Origin of the sequence: Alcaligenes parafaecalis (assembly GCF_026344135.1) — a bacterium.
In the GTDB taxonomy this organism is placed as follows: Bacteria; Pseudomonadota; Gammaproteobacteria; order Burkholderiales; family Burkholderiaceae_B; genus Alcaligenes; species Alcaligenes parafaecalis.
In genome coordinates this window covers 384,594-408,133 of sequence record NZ_JAPKNA010000001.1, presented here as the reverse complement: position 1 = coordinate 408,133, position 23,540 = coordinate 384,594, and the positions used below count along the sequence as shown (strand labels likewise).

The 23,540-nt window shown below is 55.4% G+C and carries 20 protein-coding genes and 1 tRNA gene; 9 read left to right on the top strand and 12 right to left on the bottom strand.

All coding sequences use genetic code 11. The features are described from left to right. The first annotated feature begins 76 nt into the window (after positions 1-76). The 4 genes from OSH09_RS01895 to lysS all read left to right on the top strand — a co-directional run bounded on the left by OSH09_RS01895 (position 77) and on the right by lysS (position 5,276). Positions 77-1,786, top strand: coding sequence for a methyl-accepting chemotaxis protein (locus OSH09_RS01895; RefSeq protein WP_266119963.1), 1,710 nt, complete (start codon positions 77-79; stop codon positions 1,784-1,786). 111 nt (positions 1,787-1,897) lie between these two features. Beyond that, positions 1,898-3,002, top strand: a protein-coding gene (gene prfB, locus OSH09_RS01890; RefSeq protein ID WP_207874033.1) for a peptide chain release factor 2 whose coding sequence is annotated in 2 segments (ribosomal slippage) — positions 1,898-1,978 and positions 1,980-3,002 — 1,104 coding nt in all. Because the reading frame shifts where the segments join, the coding sequence is not laid out codon by codon here. Between the two features lies 1 nt (position 3,003). Then, positions 3,004-3,741, top strand: coding sequence for an SDR family NAD(P)-dependent oxidoreductase (locus OSH09_RS01885; RefSeq protein ID WP_207874031.1), 738 nt, complete (start codon positions 3,004-3,006; stop codon positions 3,739-3,741). Positions 3,742-3,752: 11 nt separating this feature from the next. Continuing rightward, positions 3,753-5,276: a lysine--tRNA ligase gene (lysS, locus tag OSH09_RS01880; RefSeq protein WP_222668322.1), complete on the top strand. Its 1,524-nt coding sequence runs from the start codon at positions 3,753-3,755 to the stop codon at positions 5,274-5,276. 185 nt (positions 5,277-5,461) lie between these two features. Here lysS and OSH09_RS01875 read toward each other — a convergent pair whose 3' ends face one another. The 7 genes from OSH09_RS01875 to uvrB all read right to left on the bottom strand — a co-directional run bounded on the left by OSH09_RS01875 (position 5,462) and on the right by uvrB (position 11,775). Further along, positions 5,462-6,340, bottom strand: coding sequence for a methylglyoxal synthase (locus OSH09_RS01875; RefSeq protein WP_221079994.1), 879 nt, complete (start codon positions 6,338-6,340; stop codon positions 5,462-5,464). A gap of 6 nt (positions 6,341-6,346) precedes the next feature. Continuing rightward, positions 6,347-6,670, bottom strand: a complete 324-nt coding sequence (locus OSH09_RS01870; protein WP_003801383.1) for a HesB/IscA family protein — start codon at positions 6,668-6,670, stop codon at positions 6,347-6,349. Positions 6,671-6,725: 55 nt separating this feature from the next. Beyond that, complete coding sequence (locus OSH09_RS01865) at positions 6,726-7,109, bottom strand: iron-sulfur cluster assembly scaffold protein (protein ID WP_222668323.1); 384 nt, start codon at positions 7,107-7,109, stop codon at positions 6,726-6,728. Next, a complete protein-coding gene (locus tag OSH09_RS01860; RefSeq protein ID WP_266119962.1) occupies positions 7,106-8,299 on the bottom strand; it encodes an IscS subfamily cysteine desulfurase in 1,194 nt (397 codons plus the stop codon). The genes OSH09_RS01865 and OSH09_RS01860 overlap by 4 nt, the downstream gene beginning before the upstream one ends. A gap of 33 nt (positions 8,300-8,332) precedes the next feature. Beyond that, positions 8,333-8,809, bottom strand: a complete 477-nt coding sequence (gene iscR, locus OSH09_RS01855) for a Fe-S cluster assembly transcriptional regulator IscR (RefSeq protein ID WP_021446710.1) — start codon at positions 8,807-8,809, stop codon at positions 8,333-8,335. 141 nt (positions 8,810-8,950) lie between these two features. Continuing rightward, positions 8,951-9,442, bottom strand: a complete 492-nt coding sequence (locus OSH09_RS01850) for a low molecular weight protein-tyrosine-phosphatase (RefSeq protein WP_162988252.1) — start codon at positions 9,440-9,442, stop codon at positions 8,951-8,953. Positions 9,443-9,753: 311 nt separating this feature from the next. After that, positions 9,754-11,775, bottom strand: coding sequence for an excinuclease ABC subunit UvrB (gene uvrB, locus OSH09_RS01845; RefSeq protein WP_207874021.1), 2,022 nt, complete (start codon positions 11,773-11,775; stop codon positions 9,754-9,756). Between the two features lie 84 nt (positions 11,776-11,859). Here uvrB and OSH09_RS01840 point away from each other — a divergent pair, with 84 nt between their 5' ends. The 3 genes from OSH09_RS01840 to lexA all read left to right on the top strand — a co-directional run bounded on the left by OSH09_RS01840 (position 11,860) and on the right by lexA (position 14,460). Continuing rightward, the gene (locus tag OSH09_RS01840; protein WP_207874019.1) at positions 11,860-13,062 is read left to right on the top strand and encodes an amino acid aminotransferase; all 1,203 of its coding nucleotides are present in this window, start codon (positions 11,860-11,862) and stop codon (positions 13,060-13,062) included. A 73-nt stretch (positions 13,063-13,135) separates the two neighbouring features. Continuing rightward, positions 13,136-13,708 (top strand): GNAT family N-acetyltransferase, encoded by a 573-nt coding sequence (locus tag OSH09_RS01835; protein WP_266119961.1) that lies wholly within the window; start codon positions 13,136-13,138, stop codon positions 13,706-13,708. Positions 13,709-13,803: 95 nt separating this feature from the next. Then, positions 13,804-14,460 (top strand): transcriptional repressor LexA, encoded by a 657-nt coding sequence (lexA, locus tag OSH09_RS01830; RefSeq protein ID WP_266119960.1) that lies wholly within the window; start codon positions 13,804-13,806, stop codon positions 14,458-14,460. A 467-nt stretch (positions 14,461-14,927) separates the two neighbouring features. Here the strand turns inward: lexA and lon are convergent, their stop codons facing one another. From lon to tig, 4 genes are all read right to left on the bottom strand, one after another. Beyond that, positions 14,928-17,393: an endopeptidase La gene (gene lon / locus OSH09_RS01825; protein WP_153229861.1), complete on the bottom strand. Its 2,466-nt coding sequence runs from the start codon at positions 17,391-17,393 to the stop codon at positions 14,928-14,930. Positions 17,394-17,668: 275 nt separating this feature from the next. After that, on the bottom strand, positions 17,669-18,970 hold the full coding sequence (gene clpX / locus OSH09_RS01820; protein ID WP_207874015.1) for an ATP-dependent Clp protease ATP-binding subunit ClpX: 1,302 nt from the start codon (positions 18,968-18,970) through the stop codon (positions 17,669-17,671). 100 nt (positions 18,971-19,070) lie between these two features. Beyond that, the gene (gene clpP / locus OSH09_RS01815; protein WP_279382246.1) at positions 19,071-19,724 is read right to left on the bottom strand and encodes an ATP-dependent Clp endopeptidase proteolytic subunit ClpP; all 654 of its coding nucleotides are present in this window, start codon (positions 19,722-19,724) and stop codon (positions 19,071-19,073) included. Next, positions 19,724-21,034, bottom strand: coding sequence for a trigger factor (gene tig / locus OSH09_RS01810; protein WP_207874014.1), 1,311 nt, complete (start codon positions 21,032-21,034; stop codon positions 19,724-19,726). Before tig ends, clpP begins: the two co-directional genes overlap by 1 nt. Before the next feature lie 173 nt (positions 21,035-21,207). Between tig and OSH09_RS01805 the strand changes: the two genes are divergently transcribed. Then, positions 21,208-22,419, top strand: coding sequence for a CaiB/BaiF CoA transferase family protein (locus tag OSH09_RS01805; protein ID WP_266119959.1), 1,212 nt, complete (start codon positions 21,208-21,210; stop codon positions 22,417-22,419). Positions 22,420-22,542: 123 nt separating this feature from the next. After that, positions 22,543-22,627: transfer RNA gene (locus OSH09_RS01800), tRNA-Leu, on the top strand. 454 nt (positions 22,628-23,081) lie between these two features. Here OSH09_RS01800 and OSH09_RS01795 read toward each other — a convergent pair. Further along, on the bottom strand, positions 23,082-23,291 hold the full coding sequence (locus tag OSH09_RS01795; protein ID WP_207874012.1) for a cold-shock protein: 210 nt from the start codon (positions 23,289-23,291) through the stop codon (positions 23,082-23,084). Positions 23,292-23,540: the final 249 nt, after the last annotated feature.

The following is a 23,540-nucleotide window of genomic DNA, read 5'->3' as shown; positions in this document are numbered from 1 at the left end:
AAGATAGGCGCGCCTGACAGGGGTGCGACAAGAGCCATCAGCGCTCGGGCGCACTCCGCACTTTGTGGGAGTCGCCTTGAAAAAACTACTTACGCTCAAAACTGGCTTCATCGCCTATTTTGCGATCCTGAGCCTGTTTTTAGTCCTGATGCTGATTGCCTTGCAGCACTTAAGCAGCAGCATCGAACAACGCAAACACCTGGAAGCGCAGCGCCATCAAACCACGGCGCTTAGCAAGGACTTCAAGCGCATAAGCGAATTGCTCAGCCGTCAGGCCATCGCCTTCGTGTCCAGCGAACAAGTCGAATTCCAGGATAATTTCCGCCATCTCCTGGCGGTTTTCACCGGCACCCAGGCTGATCAAGACGGCATTGCGCAAGCCATGCTGGACCGCTTCAAGGATTTGGAACTGGAACCGGCTGAGCAGGACTTGTTGCGCTCGGCCTACGAGCAAACCCTGGCACTGAGCCTGGTCCAGACCGAAGCCATTCAAACCGCCAGTGGCCAGTTTGAAGATAGCAACGGCGCTATTCGCATTGCCTTGCCCAATGCCTTGATGGCGAAAGTGCTGGTATTCAGCCAGCAATACATTCAAGCCTCCACCCAGATTTCCACGACCCTGGATCAGTTCGAGCATCAGTTCAGCCAGCGTCTGGACAGCTCTTTAGCGCAGGCTGGCCGCAGCAGCGATCGTGCTTTTGGGCTGGCTCTGGCTGCCCTGGCCTTGTTCTTCATGACCAGTACCGTGGCCCTGCGTTTGCTGTATCGCTCTATCAAGCAGCCACTGGACCAAGGTGCCAAGCTGGCCAAGGAACTGGCTCAAGGCAAGCTCAATGCGCAACTGACGGTACGCCGTCACGACGAGTTCGGCACCTTGTTAACCGCCCTGAACGGCATAGGCCAGGGCGTGCAAACGGTGGTGCATCAAATCCGGGAACAAACCGGCTTGATTCGGCATGGCTCCCACGCGATTGTGCTGGGCAGCCAGAACCTGAGCGAACAGATTCTGGACCAGTCCACCGAACTGAATCAGACCGTCAAGGCCATGAATCAACTGGCCGACACCGTGCGTCAGAATGCGGAGCAGGCTCAAACGGCTGATCATCTGGCGCAGGACACGTCCAGCCAAGTAGCCCAAGGCAATCAGGCCGTGCACAGCCTGCTGGACACCATCAATGCCATTGCCGACAGCTCACACAAAATGAGCGAGATCACCAAGTTGATCCGCAGCATTTCCTTCCAGACCAATATCCTGGCCCTGAATGCCGCCGTGGAAGCCGCCCGCGCCGGGGTGCATGGCCATGGGTTTGCCGTGGTCGCTGCCGAGGTACGCAATCTGGCCCTGCGCTCTACCGATGCCCTGCACCAGATCGCCACGCTTATTTCCAGTTCGGTCGAGCAAACCGAACAAAGCTCGGCTGCCGCCCGCAGCATGGCGCAAGTCATGGCCAGTACACAACACAAGGTCAATGAAATGCGCGGCATTGTGGCGGACATTGCCCAGGCCTCCCAAGACCAGGCAAGCCATATCGAATACGTGAACCAGGTCATGACGCGACTGGACCAGCAAGGTCAATCCAACCGTCAATTGGTCGAACACAGCGCCCATACCGCCCAGGAGCAGCTAGAACAAACCACCCTGCTCGCTCAGGTGGTCGCCCATTTCAGCCTGGATAGCGATCTTTCCGAGGAACCCGTCGCCGCCCTTGCGGCCACCTCAAACCGGCCTGCCTACCGTTCTGCGCCCGCCTATCGCACACAAGCCTGCACAATGTCCGGTTCCTGAGCGGCCAATGCGTGCCATAGACCTCCGATAAGGGTAAAATCGGAAGTTTGCCGCGCGCTGCCTTACTGGTTGACGCAGATGGCACCCCAAACATAGGAAAGCCGCTGAATCATGGAATCGGAACGACTTAATCAACTGGAAGCCCGCCTTGCCGATTATTCGGAGCGGGAAAATGCCTTACGGAGGTATCTTTGACTACGATGACAAAGCGCATCGTTTACACGTAGTCAATGCCGAGCTGGAAGACCCTAACGTCTGGGACAACCCCCAGCACGCTCAGGATCTGGGTCGCGAGAAGAAAAGTCTGGAAAACGTGGTGCATGTGCTGGACGCCTTGCACACGGGCCTGAAAGATTCACAGGACCTGTTCGAGCTTGCCGCGATGGACGAAGACGATGACACCATCGCCGCCATCGAAGAAGATTGTGCCGCCATGGCCAGCCGCATCGAAGAGCTGGAATTCCGCCGCATGTTCTCCAACCCGGCAGATCCCCTGAATTGCTTTATGGATATTCAGGCTGGTGCGGGTGGTACCGAAGCCCAGGACTGGGCCTCCATGCTGCTGCGCATGTATGTGCGCTATGCCGAACACAAAGGCTTCAAGGCTGAAATCCTGGAACAGTCCGACGGCGACGTTGCCGGTATCAAATCGGCCACCATCAAGATTGAAGGCGATTACGCCTACGGCTTTTTGCGCACTGAAACCGGCGTGCATCGTCTGGTTCGCAAAAGCCCTTTCGACTCGTCCAACGGCCGTCACACCTCGTTCACCAGCGTGTTCGTCTACCCGGAAATCGATGATTCCTTTGAAGTGGAAATCAATCCGGCCGACTTGCGTATCGACACCTACCGCGCCAGTGGTGCCGGTGGTCAGCACATTAACAAAACCGACTCGGCCGTTCGTATTACGCACGAACCCAGCGGCATTGTGGTGCAGTGTCAGAACGACCGTTCGCAGCACCGCAACCGTGCCGAAGCCATGCAAATGCTGAAATCGCGTCTGTACGAGCTGGAAATGCGTAACCGCATGGCCGAACAGCAGAAGCTGGAAGATTCCAAGAGCGATGTGGGTTGGGGTCACCAGATCCGTTCCTACGTGCTGGACCAAAGCCGCATCAAGGACTTGCGTACCAACTACGAAAGCTCCAATACCCAGAAAATTCTGGATGGCGATCTGGACCCCTTTATTCAGGCCAGCCTGAAACAAGGTATTTAATATGCACACTTCCACGCTGACTGTTCTAAGCGGTGCCTCGCGCGGCCTGGGCTTGTCCCTGGCCCGTCAGGCACTGGCCGCTGGCCATCAGTTGATCACTCTGGCCCGCAGCGAACTGCAACTGGATGCGCCCCAAGGGGCTCATCATCATCTGCAAGTGGATCTAGCCAGCGCGGAAGGCGCACAAGAGGCTGCCAGGGCTCTGCAAGCCTTGATCAGCCAGACACAGGCTCAACGCTACGTCCTCATTAATAATGCAGGCACGGTTGATCCCGTTGGGCAGGCCAGCCACCTGCTCGATGCCCAGGCCATTACACAGGCACTGCAATTGAATGTCGCCAGTGTCATGAGCCTGACCGCCGCCTTTTTACAAGGCGCCCCCCAGGACGCCCGGCGCCAGGTGCTCAATATCTCCTCAGGTGCAGGCCGCAAGCCCGTCTCGGGCTGGTCTGTGTATGGCACCAGCAAAGCAGCGCTGGACTTCTATACGCAAACCCTGAAGCTGGAAAACCCCGAGCTGGCCGTTTGCTCTCTGGCCCCTGGCGTGGTGGATACCGATATGCAAGGCCATATCCGTAGCCAGTCCCGCGACCAGTTCCCGAATCTGAACCGCTTTATCGACTTGCATCAGCAAGGTCAGCTAAGCAGCCCGGACGACACCGCCCAGCGAATTTTGCGCCACCTCGACAGCCCCGCTTTTGGCCAGCACGTCCTGGATGACATCCGCCACTACGAATAAGTACTGACACAATGACTGAACCGCTAGACACTTCCGCACCCGTCGTAGACGAAAACCGCCTGATCGCCGAGCGTCGTTCCAAACTGGATCGCCTGCGCGAAAACGGCATCGCCTACCCTAACGATTTCCGTCCTGATGCCCACGCCGCCGAGCTGCACAGCCAATACGGCGAGCAGGACAAAGAAGCCCTGGCCGCGACCAACAAGGTCGTGAAAGTGGCTGGCCGCATGATGCTCAAGCGTGTCATGGGCAAAGCCAGTTTTGCCACGCTGCAAGACACCTCGGGCCGCATCCAGATCTACCTGGACAAAGCCGCGCTGGGCGAAGAGAACTATGCGGAATTCAAGGGCTGGGATATCGGCGATATCCTGGCCGTGGAAGGCACTGTCTTCAAAACCAATAAGGGCGAGCTGTCCGTACACGCCACCAGCGTGCGTCTGCTGGCCAAGTCCCTGCGTCCCTTGCCTGACAAGTTCCACGGTCTGGCTGACCAGGAATTGAAGTACCGCCAGCGCTATGTCGACCTGATCATGGGTGAAGACACCCGCCAGACTTTCCTGGCACGCAGCAAGGTCATGAGCAGCCTGCGTCAGCACATGGCCCAGGCCGACTTCCTGGAAGTGGAAACCCCCATGCTGCACCCGATTCCGGGTGGCGCATCGGCCAAACCCTTCGTCACTCACCACAATGCGCTGGACATGGAAATGTACCTGCGTATTGCGCCTGAGCTATACCTGAAGCGCTTGGTCGTTGGTGGTTTCGAGCGCGTGTTCGAGATCAACCGCAACTTCCGTAACGAAGGCGTCAGCCCTCGTCACAACCCCGAATTCACCATGATGGAGTTCTACGCGGCCTACACGGATTACCAGTGGCTGATGGACTTCACCGAAAACCTGATTCGCGAAGCAGCAATCAGTGCCCGTGGCACCGCTACCCTTCAGTACCAGGAGCGTGAGCTGGATCTGAGCTTGCCTTTTGATCGCCTGACCATTACCGGCGCCATCATGAAGTACGCCCCGTCCTACACCCAGGAGCAACTGGACGATATCCAGTTCCTGCGCACCGAACTGGCCCGCCTGAAGGTAGACGTCAATTCGCCCCCATTGCGTGATGCAGGCCGTGGCGCCTTGCAACTGGCCTTGTTTGAAGAAACTGCCGAATCCAAACTCTGGCACCCCACCTTCATCGTGGACTACCCCGTAGAAGTGTCGCCTCTGGCACGCGCTTCGGACACGCAAGAAGGCATTACCGAGCGCTTTGAACTATTCATTACCGGTCGCGAAATTGCCAACGGTTTCTCGGAGTTGAACGACCCCGAAGACCAGGCCGCTCGCTTCCAGGCACAGGTTCAGGCCAAGGATGCTGGTGATGAAGAAGCCATGTTCTACGATGCGGACTACATCCGTGCTCTGGAATACGGTATGCCTCCTACAGGCGGCTGCGGTATCGGTATTGACCGTCTGGTCATGTTGCTGACCGATAGCCCTGCTATCCGTGACGTGATCCTGTTCCCGCACCTGCGTCGCGAGGACTAATCACACGTGGTAGGGACAAAAAAAGGACGCTCTTGAGCGTCCTTTTTTATTGCCATTACAGAGAGCCAATGTCACTTCGCAGTAGCGGTACGGATGATTCGACTCTACTGGCTTGATCTTGCTACCGCTGTCTTCATGATTCGATCCCGCCAGTGCCTGTATTCCTGCTGGATCAATCCTGTGAATCAATCCACCGGCAAGCGCATCACCGCCTGCGCCCATTTATGGGCCACTTCAGGCGAGGAGAAGCACGAAGCCTTGTCTGCCACCACACGCACGGCACGTTCCAACAATTGGATGTCCGCCTCGTGCTGACGCGCCACATGCGGGTCCTCAAAGAAGATCACACGCTGACAACGGTTTTCCAGCACCAGCTCGGCAATTTGCGCATCACCACCCAAAGGACCGCTTAGATAAGACTGAATCCAGGGGGTATCTTTAGGCCAGCCTTTGGACCAGGCCAGCTCATTTAGCAAACGGCTGGTCGTGCCCGTCCCTACGCGCTGACCAAAACGCGACAACAAGTCAAAATGCTTGTCGGCAAATTCAATCATCTTGTCCTTGAGTGCATCGTGCGCAATCATGGCCAAGGTTTGATTAGGGAAGTCAAAAATACGTTTGCAGCTAGAGTCAGGCCACAAACCGCGGCTGACACGCTCCACCTCAATCCATTCGATCGCACCCATCAGGGTCGAAATGAAAGGACGTCCATGAGTGATGCATTGACGCTTGAGCGCCAGTGCTTCAGGAAAAATGGAGGAAGGGTCCACCGGGTCAATCAGGTAAATAGCGCCGTCAAATGGCGGTGTACCGTCCGGGTTTTGCGTAACCCGCGCAACCAGCTTCATCAAACCGCCGTCACGGCCATACGGATAGCGAACCAAGCCACCGTAGCCTTCTAACAGGCCGGAACGCTCGATCGCGTTACAGGTACGACCTACCGTATAGAGCTCAATTTCCAATTCGCGAATACCGCTGGCCGAGCGCCGCAACCACTGAAACAAAGCCGCATCTGCCGAATCATGGTGCAATTGATTGGCCGCCAAACCGAAACGTAATGACATGAGTTCCTACACGGTAAACGATTCGCCACACCCGCAGGAGGCTTTCTCGTTTGGATTGATGAACTTGAAACCTTCATTGAGGCCATCGCGGCCATAATCCAGACGCGTGCCATCAATAAAGGGCAGGCTTTTTGGATCCACAAACAGTTTAACGCCGTGCTCTTCAAACAGTTGATCGCCCTCCACTGGCTCATCAACAAAATCCAGCTTGTAAGCCAGACCCGAGCACCCCGTCAGGCGTACGCCCAAACGTAGCCCCAAACCACCCCCGCGTTTTTTCAAATGACGCTGGATATGTTCTGCGGCGGGCTGAGTAAGAGAAATAGACATAATCCTTTCCTTTCTATAAACCTGAAGAAGACTCACAGCCTTCAGGTTTGGACAACTAAAATGCGCCTTTGTTCTGTGCCGAGGCAAGCGCGGCCTGGACCGCTTCCTGGGCCAACAAGGCACAATGCACTTTGACCGGCGGCAATTCCAGCGCTTGTTGCACATCCACAGACGAGAACTGGGCCGCTTGCTCCAGATTGCGATCTTGCAACCACTGTGTCGCAAAGGAGGCGGCGGCGATTGTACAGCCACAACCATAGGCCTTGAAACAGCTTTCCTGAATCTGGCCTTGTGCGGATACTTTAAGCTGGATGCGAATCAAAGCACCGGTTTCATGGCTACCGGCTTCGCCTGTGCCTACGTCAGCATCACTGCTGTTCATGACACCCACATGACGCGGGTGCAGGAAATGCTCCATGACAGCGTCACTATATATCATTGCGCGAACGGCTCCGAAGCGGACTCGCTCCACAAAGGAGAAATAGCCCGCAATTGTTCAACCACACGACGGATGGCGGCAACCGTGTCATCAATATCTTGTTCCGTCGTGAAACGGCCCAGACTCAAACGCAGGGAGCTGTGAGCCAACTGATCGCTACGACCCAGTGCAGTCAGTACATAGGAAGGCTCCAGGCTGGCCGAGGTACAGGCCGAACCACTGGACACCGCCAGATCCGTCAGCGCCATCATCAAGGCTTCACCTTCAATGTGGTCCACGCTGATATTCAGGTTATGAGGAACGCGCTGATCCAGCGTGCCATTCAGGAACAGATCAGGAATGGACTGCAAACCCGCCCAGAGACGATCACGCAGCGCGGTGATGCGCTGATTGTCTTGGTCCATTTCCTGAGCTGCCAACTCGAAGGCACAACCCATGCCCACGATCTGATGCGTTGCCAGCGTACCGGAACGAAAACCACGCTCGTGACCACCACCGTGGATCTGCGCTTTCAGGCGGACGGCCGGTTTACGACGGATATACAAGGCACCGATCCCCTTGGGACCATACGTCTTGTGCGCCGACATGGACATCAAATCCACCGGCCATTCCTGCAAGTTGATCGCGACCTTGCCAGTCGCCTGTGCAGCGTCCACATGGAACAGCACCTTGTGCTCACGGCAAATGGCACCCAAGGCCTGCACGTCCTGAACTACGCCAATTTCGTTATTGACCAACATGACCGAGGCCAGGATGGTGTCGGGACGAATAGCTTGCTCAAAGGCCTTGGGGTCGACCAGACCACTGGACAGAACATCCAGAAAGGTGACTTCAAACCCTTCGTCCTGCAAGGCCAGACAGGTATCCAGCACCGCCTTGTGTTCCGTACGGACGGTAATAATATGGCGGCCCTTGGGCTGATAAAACTGCGCAGCGCCTTTCAAAGCCAGATTAATAGCTTCCGTTGCCCCCGAGGTCCAGACGATTTCGCGCGGTTCTGCACCAATCAGCGAGGCAACCTGACGACGCGCCTGATCCACCGCTTCTTCAGCATCCCACCCATAGGGGTGACTGCTGGAGGCCGGATTACCAAATCGTTCCGTCAACCAGGGAATCATGCTGTCGGCCACACGCGGGTCAACCGGCGTGGTGGCGGCATAATCCATATAGATACGCTGAGCGCGCTTCATACAAAACTCCGGGTCAGTCGTGGCGCGAGCCAACTACAAAGTACATTCTTCTGGTTGACCGGCTTCTTGAGCGGCCAACTTGAGCTGTCGCAGACGCTGCTGGTCAACCAGGTCCTGCAAGGAGACAGAATCCAGATAATCGACCATTTTACGACTAAGCGTTGCCCAAAGCTCGTGAGTCATGCACTCGCCCTTCTGCCCATTTGTGCCCTGCTTGCAATTACCCTTGCCACCGCACTGGGTGGCATCAACGGGCTCATCGACCGCAAACACAATGTCAGCAACGGTGATGTGGCGGGCCAGACGCGCAAGCGTATAGCCCCCCCCTGGGCCACGCACGCTATCGACCAGTTCATGGCGACGCAACTTGCCAAATAACTGTTCAAGATAGGAGAGCGAGATACCCTGTCGCTGGCTGATGCCTGCGAGCGTCACCGGTCCACTTTGCTGGCGCAGCGCAAGATCGATCATCGCGGTTACGGCGAAACGCCCTTTTGTCGTCAAACGCATGATAGTTTCCTTGCCAAAGGCGAAAGCGGCCGGATTGCCAAAAGCAAATCCGACCAATTTGGTCCAGTATAGCAAATACAGGGGAAACTACCGTGCTTGAATGCGTGAATTTACACTTATACTGAAGTGTTATTTAGCCACTCAGGCAGCGCGGTAATTAGGCACGCGCTTGCGAACCAGCTCGAACACGCCCTGGCAGGCATCCTCGATATAGTCCATCACCTTGTTAAAGCCATCCTGCCCACCGTAATACGGATCGGGCACGGTAGCCGCTTCATAATCAGTGGCAAAGCGCATCAGCAGCATGAGCTTGTGGCGGTACATGGGAGGACACATTTGCTGCAAGGCAGCGTGGTTTTCCCAGTCCATGCTCAAGATAAGGTCGAAGTTGCGAAAGTCTTCGCGCTGGACCTGTCGGGCCTGATAGGTAGAGATGTCATAACCGCGTTTACGAGCGGCTATCTGTGCGCGTGTGTCAGGATGCTCGCCCACATGAAAGCCATGTGTGGCGGCTGAATCCACCAAAATAGCCTCGGACAAACTGGCTTGGTCGACCAGTTGGCGCAAGACACCTTCGGCGCTGGGGGAGCGGCAAATATTCCCTGTACAGACAAACAGAACCTTACTCATAATGCGACAAAGTCTGCGGGAAAACCCCAAATAAGGCAAGACAGAACAGGGGTCAAAACAGGCCCCGAAAACGGCCTTGAAAACAGCAAATCCGTATCGTTTGGGGGCTGCAAATAAGAACAGTACGCAGCTATTTGAAGTCTGGAATAAACCAAAGGCGCAGCACCCTTTGCTTAGCGGATAGACCGCATTCTCGTGATGAGATAAATCAAGCAATACACCCGAGTGATGAAAGCCGGTAGCGGAACCGTGTTTTTTCCATACTTTCGTCCAGACATAGTTGCATATAAGCAACAATCAAGAACTAAGAGTCATCAAGCCATCAGCAGTTTGGCCTTGAGCCTTTGCAGCTTGTCGCGCGCGGCAGCGGCTTGCTCGAATTCCAGGTTGCGAGCGTGGTCCATCATCTCTTTTTCCAGACGCTTGATCTCGCGTGCCGCCGCCTTCTCGTCCCGGATCAACTCCTCCGGCACATCTTCGCGCAAGCTGGCAGTTGGGTCCGAGGCGACAACACCATCAATCAACTCACGAACCGCCTTGTTCACGCCACGCGGTGTAATGCCATGCTCCTCGTTGAAGGCCATCTGCTTGGCTCGACGACGCTCGGTCTCCTCAATCGCGCGATGCATGGAATCCGTCATCCTGTCCGCATACAGAATTGCTTTGCCGTTCAGGTTACGGGCCGCCCGGCCTATGGTTTGAATCAGACTGCGCTCGGAGCGCAAAAAGCCTTCCTTATCAGCATCCAGAATCGCCACCAGTGAAACTTCTGGCAAGTCCAACCCTTCGCGCAGCAAGTTAATACCAACCAGCACATCAAATACGCCCAAGCGTAGATCGCGAATAATTTCGGCTCGCTCTACGGTATCAATATCCGAGTGCAGGTAGCGCACGCGAATGCCGTTCTCTGACAAATAATCCGTCAGGTCTTCAGACATGCGCTTGGTCAAGGTGGTGACCAGCACACGGTCTTGCTGAGCCGTACGCAGCTTGATTTCACCCAGCAAATCGTCCACCTGTGTCGTAGCGGGACGAACCTCGATTTCCGGGTCAACCAGACCGGTAGGTCGCACCACCTGCTCGACCACATTGTCCGCATGCTCTTGTTCGTATGCGGCGGGGGTGGCCGACACGAAAACGGTTTGAGGCATACGACGCTCGAACTCCTCCAGCTTCAAAGGCCGGTTATCCATCGCCGACGGCAAGCGGAAACCAAACTGCACCAAGGTTTCTTTTCGTGAGCGGTCACCCCGATACATGGCCCCTAACTGCCCGATGGTGACGTGGCTTTCGTCAATAAACATCAGCGAGTTACGTGGCAAGTAATCAATCAATGTGGGTGGTGGATCGCCCGGTGCCGCACCAGACAGATGTCGGGAGTAGTTCTCAATGCCTTTGCAAAAACCCAGCTCTTGCAGCATTTCCAGATCAAAACGGGTGCGCTGCTCCAGGCGTTGTGCCTCGACCAAATGCCCTTCACGAGTCAGAAACTCCAGGCGCTCACGCAGTTCCAGCTTGATCGTTTCAATCGCCCGCAACACGGTTTCGCGTGGCGTCACATAGTGCGAGCTGGGGAACACGGTAAAGCGGTTCAGCTTCTGCACAACCTTGCCCGTCAGCGGATCGAACAACTCCAGCTCTTCAATCTCGTCATCAAACAGGCTGACCCGCAAGGCCAGCTCCGCGTTTTCCGCCGGGAAGATATCGACCACTTCACCACGAGCACGGAATATCCCGCGCTGAAAATCCAGGTCATTACGTTCGTACTGCATGGCCACTAGACGCGCCAGCAACTCCTGCCGAGCGATACGATCACCCTTGCGCAGCGTCAGTACCATCGCATGGTAGTCACCCGGATTACCGATACCGTAGATGCAGGACACGGTGCCCACAATAATGGTGTCCGGGCGCTCCAGCAGGCTTTTAGTGGCCGACAGACGCATCTGCTCGATGTGTTCATTGATGGAGGAATCCTTTTCAATAAACAGATCGCGCGAAGGCACATAGGCCTCTGGCTGGTAGTAGTCGTAGTAGGAAACGAAGTACTCCACGGCATTGCGCGGGAAGAACTCGCGCATCTCCGCATACAACTGCGCCGCCAGGGTTTTATTGGGCGCCAGGACAATCGCCGGACGCCCGGTGCGAGCAATAATGTTCGCCATCGTGTAGGTCTTGCCCGAGCCCGTCACCCCCAGCAGGGTTTGGTACATCAAGCCGTCATCAATCCCCTCAACCAACTGGTCAATTGCCGCTGGCTGGTCGCCCGCTGGCAAATACGGTTGGAAAAGTTTGAAGGAACTCCCCGGAAATTCTTGAAAGGCAGGCTCAAATTTCATGCTAGACACACTTTAGGGTAAGCCCGTATTATCACATTAATGCTTCGTTTTTCTACCTTTCTGCACTAACGCCCCCATATCACCATGACATCGCTCTTCGAAACCGTCGAACTGGCTCCACGCGACCCCATCTTGGGTTTGAACGAACAATACAATGCCGATGAACGCAGCGGCAAAGTAAATCTGGGAGTCGGTGTTTACTACGACGATCAAGGGCGTATCCCGATTTTGCAGGCCGTTCAAAAAGCGGAAGAAGCCATGATGGGCAAAGCGGCTGCGCGCAGCTACCTGCCTATTGAAGGGATCAATACCTACAACCTGGGTGCTCAAACCCTGCTCTTGGGTGCCGACTCCCCCATTATTGCCGAAGGCCGTGCCCTGACCGTGCAATCCCTGGGTGGTACTGGCGCACTGAAAATCGGTGCCGACTTCCTGCAGCAACTGCTGCCCCAGTCCGAGGTCTACATCAGCGACCCTAGCTGGGAAAACCACCGCGCCCTGTTCGAGCGCGCAGGCTTCAAGGTCAACACCTACACTTACTACGATGCCGCTACTCACGGCCTAAATTTTGACGGCATGATCGCTTCGCTGCGCGCCATGCCCGCCCAGTCCATCGTGGTTCTGCATGCTTGCTGCCACAACCCCACCGGCGTTGATCCCAGCACCGAGCAATGGACCCAGATCGCTGAACTGATCAAAGAACGCCAACTGGTTCCTTTCCTGGACATCGCCTACCAAGGCTTTGGTGCCGGTCTGGAAGAAGATGCCAGTGTGGTGCGGTTGTTTGCCAAGCTGGGGCTGTCCATGTTCATCAGCTCCTCATTCTCCAAGTCCTTCTCGCTGTACGGCGAGCGCGTCGGTGCTCTGACCCTGGTGACATCCAGCAAAGACGAAACCTCGCGCGTTCTGAGCCAGGTCAAGCGCGTCATTCGCACCAACTACTCCAACCCACCCACACACGGTGGCAAGGTAGTGGCAACCGTCCTGAACTCGCCCGAGCTGTTCCAGACCTGGGCTACCGAGTTGGCCAGCATGCGTGACCGCATCCGCGAAATGCGCGCCCAACTGGTTGCCAAGCTGAAAGAGCAAGGCGTGGCCCAGAACTTTGACTTCGTGCTGCAGCAGCGTGGCATGTTCTCCTACTCCGGCCTGACTGCCGAGCAAGTAGAGCGCCTGCGTGCAGAGCATGGTATTTACGCTGTCAGCAGTGGCCGCATCTGCGTCGCTGCACTGAACAGCCAAAATATCGACTTTGTCGTCAAGGCCATCGCCCAAGTCTTGAAGTAAACGAACCGTTGATTCAAGCCTCTAACGCCCTTCTTCGGAAGGGCGTTGTCGTTCCAGCCCTTTAAAGTCCCTTATGAGCCACCCTGTTTCCCTAAGCACCGAGCGCCTGATTTTGCGCCCCTGGAAAGCCACCGATCTGGAGCCCTTTTCCCGCTTGAATGGCGACCCTGAAGCGTTGCGCTTTTACCCGGCCACCCTGGACCGGGCTCAAAGCGACGCCATCGCTCATCGCAGCCAAAGCCTGATCGAAGAACATGGTTGGGGTCCTTGGGCCGTAGAGCTGAAAGAAAACGCTGCCTTCATTGGCATGGTGGGCTTGAACCGCCCAACCACAGAGCTGTACTTTCAACCCTGCGTCGAAGTCCTCTGGCGCCTGCTACCCGAGTACTGGGGCAAAGGCTATGCCACTGAAGCGGCCCGAGCCTGCCTGGACTTTGGATTTGAGACCTTGGGCCTGGAACAGATTGTGGCCTATACCGCCCAGCTCAATCTGCCTTCGCAAACTGTCATGCAACGTTTGGGCATGACACTCCAGCCCGGCACCTTTGACCATCCTGGTGTACCTGAGGGCCACAAACTGGTCCCCCATGTGCTGTACACACAAGACCGCCAGGATTGGCCACACGCAGCCCAAGTCAGGCCCTGATAGCCAAAAATTAAGCCTTTACGGCCTGTGCTGCTTGCCAAAAGGCAAACTGTAACGCACAATCTTTACTGTATATATATTCAGCAGACAATACTATGACCGTCAAGCTCACTGCACGCCAGCAACAAGTGCTGGACATCATCCGCTCCGAGATCGAGCGGACGGGATTTCCGCCCACGCGAGCAGAAATTGCTCAGGTACTGGGCTTTAAATCTGCCAATGCAGCCGAAGACCATTTGAAAGCGCTCGCCCGCAAAGGCGCTATCGAGCTGACTGCCGGTGCCTCACGTGGCATACGCTTGCTGGGAACAGATACGCGTGAAAGCGCGGCTCCCAGCAATGCGCTGGCTAATCTGGCTGACGCCCTCTTGTTGCCTATTATTGGTCGCGTCGCCGCCGGTAGCCCTATTCTGGCTACCGAGCATATCGAGCGCGAAATTGGTGTAGCCCCTACCCTGTTCTCCCAAACACCCGACTACTTGCTACGCGTACGCGGCCTGAGCATGAAAGACGCCGGTATTTTTGATGGCGATCTGCTGGCCGTCAAGAAAGCCACTGAAGCTCGTAACGGCCAAATTGTGGTGGTACGCATTGGCGACGATGTCACCGTCAAACGCCTGTCGCGCTCCAGCAATCAAGTGGTCCTCTTGCCAGAGAATCCTGACTTTGAACCCATCGTCGTCACCGACCCGGATTCCTTGTCGCTAGAAGGCATTGCAGTTGGCCTGATTCGTACCAGCCCACTGCATTAAGCCTTGCATCTCTAGACTACCTGGCCTGTTTTACAGGCGTGGTACACCTGATAGGAGAAAAACCCCATATACCGTTTGGTGCATGGGGTTTTTTATTGCTCGAAGGACACGCTCCCCTACAGACTGACACTGCCTCACGGCAGCAGCACCATCGCACCAACAACAGCCACAGCCACAGCCACAGCCACAGCCACGATGATTATGATTGCCACCAAGTCTATGGTGTCGGTCTCAGCTAGAGCGTGGTTGTAGTTTATGGCCCGTGCCTGTCCCGATATGGCAAAAGCTGAACAGGCTTAAGCTCGCCACCCACCACTACGAGCACCTTCAGCCCGGCAAAAAACTGGCTCTCTCATTGCAGTCGATATGACTGCCTGCCAACAAATTATCAGTCCACCCCAAATGCAAACAGGCTACCTTGAACCCAAGGTAGCCTGCTTCACATCTTGACTGCTACTGCTAGATGCTTAGTGCTTGAAGGACTCAGAACCCGTACCAGCGGCACGAGTGGCTGCCAAGGCCTCAGCGGCAAGGCGAGCTACTTCTTCGTCGCTCAAAGGCGTTACAGCGTCTTGCAGAGCCACTTCCAATACGCGATCAATCCAACGCACCGGAATGATCTCCAGCGTGTTCTTCACGTTATCTGGAATATCGGCCAGGTCTTTGACGTTTTCCTCTGGAATCATCACCGTTTTGATACCACCGCGTTGCGCTGCCAACAGCTTCTCTTTCAAGCCACCGATAGGCAGAACTTCGCCGCGCAAGGTGATTTCACCCGTCATGGCCACATCCGCACGAACCGGAATACCGGTCAGGCTGGACACTATAGCCGTGGTGATGGCGATACCGGCCGATGGACCATCCTTGGGCGTAGCGCCTTCAGGAAAGTGCACGTGCAGGTCGCGCTTTTCAAACACGCTATTGGCAATGCCCCACTTCTGAGCACGCGAACGTACTACCGTGCGAGCAGCCTCGACCGACTCTTTCATCACGTCGCCGATCGAGCCCGTGCGCAGCACATTGCCTTTACCGGGCATGTCGGCTACTTCGATGGTCAGCAGTTCACCGCCCACCTCAGTCCAGGCCAGACCGGTAACCAGGCCAACCTTGTTCTCTTTTTCAGCCAGGCCGAAGGAGAAACGACGCACGCCCAGGTAATCATTCAGATTCGCAGCGTTCACGACCAGGGTTTCCTGAGTCAGTGTCTTGTTGCGAGCCGCACGCGTACCGGCTTGTGGATTGGCCACCAGCAGCTTGCGAACCACCTTGCGGCAGATCTTGCTGATTTCACGCTCCAGGGAACGCACACCCGCTTCACGTGTGTAGTAACGCACGATGTCGCGTACGGCATCTTCCGTCACTTCCAGTTCACCGTCGCGCACGCCGTTGTTCTTCATCAGCTTGGGCAAGAGGTAATCAAACGCAATACGGACCTTCTCGTCTTCGGTGTAGCCAGACAGACGAATCACTTCCATACGGTCCAGCAGGGCCGGTGGAATGTTCAAGGTGTTACTGGTTGCCACGAACATCACGTCGGACAAGTCGTAGTCCACTTCCAGGTAGTGATCCTGGAAAGTGTGGTTTTGTTCGGGGTCCAGAACCTCCAGCAGAGCCGAAGAAGGATCGCCACGGAAATCCGCGCCCATCTTGTCGATCTCGTCCAGCAGGAACAGCGGGTTACGTACACCCACCTTGCTCATGTTCTGAACAACCTTGCCGGGCATGGAGCCGATGTAGGTACGACGGTGACCGCGAATCTCGGCCTCGTCACGCACGCCACCCAAAGCCATGCGAATGAACTTGCGGTTCGTTGCCTTGGCGATGGACTGACCCAACGAGGTTTTACCCACGCCGGGAGGACCAACCAGGCACAGGATTGGAGCCTTCAGTTTGTCGACACGTTGCTGAACAGCCAAGTATTCCACAATGCGCTCTTTGACTTTTTCCAGACCAAAGTGATCCGCATCCAATACTTCCTCGGCATTGCTCAAGGAGTTATTGATACGGCTCTTTTTGCGCCAAGGCAGGCCAACCAGCGTTTCGATGTAGTTGCGCACCACGGTTGCTTCGGCTGACATCGGCGACATCAGCTTGAGCTTCTTCATCTCCGACTCGGCTTTCTTGAGCGCTTCCTTGCTCAACTGGGCCTGTTCGATGCGTTTTTCCAGTTCTTCAACATCCGCACCGTCTTCCCCTTCGCCCAACTCTTTCTGAATCGCCTTGACCTGCTCGTTCAGGTAGTAGTCGCGCTGGCTCTTTTCCATCTGCTTTTTCACACGGCCGCGAATGCGCTTCTCGACCTGCAAGATGTCAATTTCGCCTTCCAGTTGCGACAGCAGGCTTTCCAGACGCTCCAGAGCCTTGGGCGTTTCCAGCATGCCCTGCTTTTGCTCCAGCTTCAGGGGCAAGTGGGCTGCAATGGTGTCGGCCAGACGGCCAGCATCATCAATCCCGGTCAGGGAAGTCAGAATTTCCTGAGGGATTTTTTTATTCAGTTTGACGTACTGCTCGAACTGACCCAGCACCGCACGGCGCAGGGCTTCTGTTTCAGCGGCATCACCGGCATCGCCAGGCACTTCAACGACCGAAGCCATAAAGTGGGTTTCGGCGTCCTGAACTTGCGTAATCCGCGCACGCTGCAAACCTTCGACCAGCACTTTAACGGTGCCGTCCGGCAGTTTGAGCATCTGCAAAATACTGGCCGCACACGCAATTTCGTAGAGATCCTCAGGGGCAGGATCGTCCTTGCCTGCGGACTTTTGCGCCACCAGCATAATGTTGTTGCCGGACTCCATAGCCAACTCAAGAGCTTTAATCGAGCGAGGCCGACCAACAAAAAGCGGAATCACCATGTGAGGGAACACCACTACATCGCGCAAAGGAAGCAGCGGCAGCTCAATAGGTTCCGTAGAAAGAATCTGGCTCGCAGACATAGTCATTTCCTATAAATGTCCTTAGACGCAAAAGGGAAGCCTGGGCTTCCCTTTCACGGTTTAACCTGTTGTAGCTCAGATTGTGGCGAATTTTGATATTTCAAGTAGGCCGAACGAACATTAAAACAGAACTTTGCTGAGTTAAAGAGAGACAAGCTTCTATGCTTAGTGGTGATCATGGATACCCACTCCTTTCTCTTTGCCTTCGCCTGTCGCCCTGTCTTGCCTGCGCTCTTCCAGCCAGGGCCAGACAGAGCACAAACAAGGAGATATCTCTAAGCTACTGCGTTCTTCAAGGGCGACTCAGTGTCACTGGCTTCACTATCGGACAAAGGGCGACCCAAAATCAATTCGGGTTTACTCTTTCCAACGATAGCGTCCTCGGTCAACACAACTTTACTGACGTCCTTGCGCGAGGGCAGCTCGTACATGGTATCCAGCAAGGCTTGCTCGACAATACTACGCAGACCACGAGCGCCAGTACGACGCTTGATGGCGCGCTGAGCCACGGCACGCAGGGCTTCGGGCTGAACTTCCAGCTCTACGCCTTCCATGCTCAGCAGCTTCTGAAACTGCTTGACCAAGGCATTGCGCGGCTCGGTCAAAATGCGGACCAGTGCATCTTCGCGCAGCTCTTCCAGGGTGGCGACCACAGGCAATCGGCCGACCAGCTCGGGGATCAGACCAAATTTGATCAGATCCTCGGGTTCAGCTTCAGCGAACAACTCGCCCACACCACGTTCGGACTTGGCTTTAACCGAAGCGGAAAAACCAATACCGGATTTTTCAGTACGGTCGCGGATTACCTTTTCCAGGCCGTCAAAAGCACCACCCACGATGAACAGAACGTTGGTGGTATCCACCTGCACAAAATCCTGGTTAGGATGCTTGCGGCCACCTTGTGGGGGCACAGAGGCAACAGTACCTTCGATCAGCTTAAGCAGTGCCTGTTGCACGCCCTCGCCCGACACGTCACGGGTGATGGAAGGGTTGTCGGACTTGCGGGAAATCTTGTCGATTTCGTCGATGTAGATAATGGCGCGCTGCGCTTTTTCCACATCGTAATCGCAGTTTTGCAGCAGTTTTTGAACGATGTTCTCGACGTCTTCACCCACATAACCGGCTTCGGTCAGGGTGGTGGCATCGGCCATCACAAAAGGTACATCCAGCATGCGGGCCAAGGTTTGAGCCAGCAGCGTTTTGCCCGAACCCGTAGGCCCGATCAGCAAAATATTACTTTTGGACAGTTCCACATCGTCACGGCCTGCTTTGCCGCTACGAATTCGTTTGTAGTGGTTGTACACCGCTACGGCCAAGGTGCGCTTGGGCGTCTCCTGGCCAATAACATACCCGTCCAGAAACTCTTTGATTTCCTGGGGGGTGGGCAAATCTTTACGTTCACCATCAGGAGTGGCGCCCGCCGCTTCGTCACGAATGATATCGGTACACAGATCAATACATTCGTCGCAGATAAACACGGACGAAGGTCCAGCGATCAGTTTTTTGACCTCATGCTGGCTTTTATTGCAAAACGAGCAATGCAGAACTTTCTCGTCGGCCGATTTCTTTTCGGACATAAATTTAAATTTCACTTCAGGATGGTAAAAGGACGGGAACAAGTCCCGCCCCCGAACAGCCATATTACTGCTTCAGATCGATCCCTGTGGGGACAGATGATTACTCGTCACGAGTGTTCATCACCTTGTCGATCAGGCCATAGGCCACAGCATCTTCCGCTGCCATGAAGTTGTCACGCTCGGTATCCAGCTCGATACGCTCGATAGACTGGCCGCAATTTTCGGCCAGGATCTTGTTCAGGCGCTCACGCAGGCTAAGGATTTCCTTGGCCTGAATCTGGATATCGGAAGCCTGTCCACGCGCACCGCCCGAAGGCTGATGAATCATGATGCGCGAGTTAGGCAAGGCAAGGCGCTTGCCCTTGACGCCCGAAGACAACAAGAAAGCACCCATGCTGGCAGCCATGCCGGTACACAATGTCGAGACTTCCGGCTTGACGAACTGCATCGTGTCGTAGATGGCCAGGCCTGCATAGACCGAACCACCGGGCGAGTTGATGTAGAGCGAAATATCCTTTTCAGGATTTTCCGACTCCAGGAACAGCAGTTGGGCCACGATCAGGTTGGCCGAGTTGTCATGAACCGGGCCCACCAGAAAGATAATGCGCTCGCGCAGCAGGCGGGAGTAGATGTCGTAAGACCGCTCTCCACGACCGGACTGCTCGATCACGATAGGCACGTAGCCCAAACCCGTAGGGGCAACGGATTGCCCCCCATGCATTGAGGCGTAGAAGTCGACAAAGGTTGACGACATTAGTTGGTTCCCATGATTTGGTCGAACGCCACCTCCTCGTCGGACACCTTGGCCTGGGACAGTACGTGCTCGACAACGTTGTCTTCGAGTACAACTGCCTCAATCTCGGCGCGACGCTGGCGATCGGACAAGTAGTAGGCCACCACTTGGGCGGGCTGTTCGTAGTTCTGGGCAAATTCTTCGATGCGGGCACGAACCTGCTCGGGCTTGGCTTGCAGTTCAGCAGCCTTGACCAGCTCGGAGACCAGCAGACCCAGACGCACGCGGCGGGTGGATTCTTCCTGGAATGCTTCGGCAGGGATAGGCATCTTGTCTGCATCAGGCACGCCACGGTCTTTCAGTTCAGCGCGAGCCGAAGCGATGCGACCTTGCACGTCGTTGTCGACCAAAGCCTTGGGCACTTCAAATTCGCTGGCGGACAGCAAAGCGTCCATCACGGCGGATTTGTTGCGAGCGTGCACACGAGCCTTGATTTCGCGCTCGATGTTGGCACGGATGTCAGCCAGCAAAGCGGCTACATCACCTTCAGCCTGACCCAGGGACTTGGCGAATTCAGCATCCATTTCGGGCAGAACGGGCTGGGCCACGTCTGTCACGGTGATCTTGAATTCGGCTGTCTTGCCAGCCACTTCCTTGCCGTTGTAGTCAGCAGGGAATTCCAGGGGGAATGTTTTGGTTTCGCCAGCTTTCATGCCAGCAACGGCCGTTTCGAACTCGGGCAGCATGCGGCCACGACCTTGCAGGTACTGGAAGCCTTCAGCGCTACCGCCTTCAAAAGCGACGCCATCGATAGTGCCCACAAAGTCCAGAGTGATGCGGTCATCTTCCTGGGCTTCACGGTCAGCGCTGGATTCGTAGTTGGCGCGTTGCTTGCGCAGCACGTCTACGGTGCGCTGGATATCTTCGTCGGTAACGGGTGTCGTAGCACGCTTGATTTCCAGTTTGGACAGATCAGGCACGGCCACTTCTGGGTAGACTTCGAAGGTAGCGGTAAAGGCCATGGTGCCTTCAGCGGACTCGCCTTCTTTGGCTTCCAGATTAGGGGTACCGGCTACACGCAAATTGGAGTCCTGGATGACTTTATCCAGGGATTTGCCGATTTCTTCGTTGATGGCGTCATAACGAATTCCAGGGCCGTGGCTGCGTTCGACGACGGACAAAGGCGCTTTACCGGGACGGAAGCCCTGTACCTTGGCCGTACGAGCCACACGCTTGAGCTGGGCCTGGACTTGTTTTTCTACGTCGGCCACCGAAACGACCACATCGACTCGGCGCTCCAAGCCGGACAGAATTTCAACCTCGGGCTGCATTGAAGACCTATATTAAATTGAGTAATTGATAAGAGTAATCCGGCATTTTACCGGAAACTGGCACGGTAAATCCAAACAAACGTATTTTGAATCATAATTCCCTGTCAAGACAATACAGCCGTGCCGGACTATGATCCCTTACTTTACCTTCCCTACGCAAGACTGATATGCACATGAACACCCCTTTAGGCGGCATCCGGGTCCTGGAGCTGGGCCAACTGATCGCAGGGCCCTTTGCGGCCAAGATCCTGGGCGAATTTGGCGCGGACGTCATCAAGATCGAATCACCGAAAGGCGGCGACCCTTTGCGTAAATGGCGTTTGTTGCATGACGGTAACTCGGTCTGGTGGGAGGTGCAATCACGTAACAAAAAGTCACTCGCTCTGGATCTGCGACAAGCCGAATGCCAGGAGGTGGTGCGTGCGCTGGTCAAAGAATGTGACATCTTGATCGAAAACTTCCGGCCCGGCGCGCTGGAAGAATGGGGTTTGGGCTGGGAAGACCTGAAAGCCATCAACCCTGGCCTGATCATGCTGCGCGTCTCGGGCTACGGTCAAACCGGCCCCTACAAAGACAAGCCCGGTTTTGGTGTGATTGGTGAAGCCATGGGCGGTTTGCGTCACCTGAGTGGTGAAGCAGGACGCCCGCCCGTGCGCGTTGGTGTCTCCATTGGAGACTCTCTGGCGGCCCTGCACGGCGTAATCGGCATCATGATGGCCTTGCGTCAACGCGAACAGAACAAAGGCGAAGGTCAATATATTGACGTGGCCTTGTATGAATCCGTCTTCAATATGATGGAAAGCCTGCTACCGGAATATTCCGCTTTTGGTGCCATACGCGAACCCGCAGGCAGCAGCTTGCCCGGCATCACCCCCAGCAACGCCTATGTCTGCAAGGATGGCAAATATGCCCTGATCGCCGGAAACGGCGACAGTATCTTCAAGCGATTGATGACCGCGATTGGCCGAGCCGATATGGCAGAAAATCCCGACTACGCCCACAACGACGGTCGCGCCAAAAATGCCGGTGTCATTGATGCAGCTATCGGCCACTGGGCCAGTGCGCTGGAACTGGACAAGGTACTGGACATTCTGGACCAGGCTGGTGTTCCGGCAGGCCGTGTCTACGACATCGCTGATATTGCTGCTGACCCTCACTACCAGGCCCGCGAGATGCTACTGGACAGCACGCTGCCCGACGGCACACCCCTCAAGGTCCCCGGCATTGTTCCCAAGCTAAGCAAGACCCCCGGCGGCATTCACCGCCCTGCCCCACACCTCGGTCAAGATACACAGGAAATACTGGATAAGCTGGGCATCAGCGCCGAACAGCAAGCCGACTGGCAAGCACGCGGCTTGATCACAAAAAGCTCAAAACGCCGTTAAAACAAGGCGGTACAGAATCAGGCTTGAAGATGCAGCAGATGGCACCTAATCTATTTGCTGTTCAGGCATCTGGATTACTTGCCTGGGGTAGAAATCCACGCTAGAATCTACTTCTTTCGTGCTGCGAACGTGGCGGAATTGGTAGACGCACCAGATTTAGGTTCTGGCGCCGAGAGGTGTGAGAGTTCGAGTCTCTCCGTTCGCACCAGAGCATGAAAACCGTTGATTCAAAAATATCAATTTTAAGCAAAATCAACGGGTTAGCTTTCTCTATCTAATGGCTTTTGCTAGCCTGTTTTCAAGCATTCAACATCGTAAGCCCCATAAAGGCTCCACGAATTGCCCCACGAAAACAGGACATGACAGCATCACCAAACACGCCTCTGGGTATCGAGCCCAGATAAAGCTCCCCCTACAGCAAAACCAGCCCCCTTAGCGGGAAAGTCGAATATTTTCGACCAAACGGGAAGTGCAAACTTGGGCTGTACAACGCGAGAACGCGCTTTGTGCTCAAGCGCGAATTGATCCGGGACTTCCATACATCTTGCGGATCGCTATACGGCGCCATAGGCGAGCAGACGCGAAAAGGCCGAACCCAATGTTTCAAAGGGTCCGGCCTTGAACGATCAACGCGACGCTTGCCTAGTCAGGCAAGCACGGGATCAAATAATCTGGATCTGGGTAGCGCAAGGGCCTTTTTGGCCGACGCCTGCAACGAAGGAAACTCGTTGGTTCTCTTCAAGAGATTTAAACCCGGAACCCTGAATTTCACTGTGGTGTGCGAAGAGGTCTTTACCACCACCCTCCGGCATGATGAAGCCGAAGCCTTTTTCGTTGTTGAACCACTTCACAATACCAATTTCTGTTTTCAATGTATGTCCTAAATATTCAGGGGAAAAATGTCCCTGACGACACTATGGTCGCTATCTGCAAATATAGATAGCACCGTTACAAACTAAATAGCCGAACAGGCACGCGACCCTGATCGGAGTAGTTCCCTGCAGGGAGCAATGGGACCAGGCTCTACCACCCCGACTACGGCAACCACATCCTCCCTGGCACTAGCTACAACACATTGCCCAGCGCGTCGTGGAACCCGAAACCAAGCCCATAGATGGTCA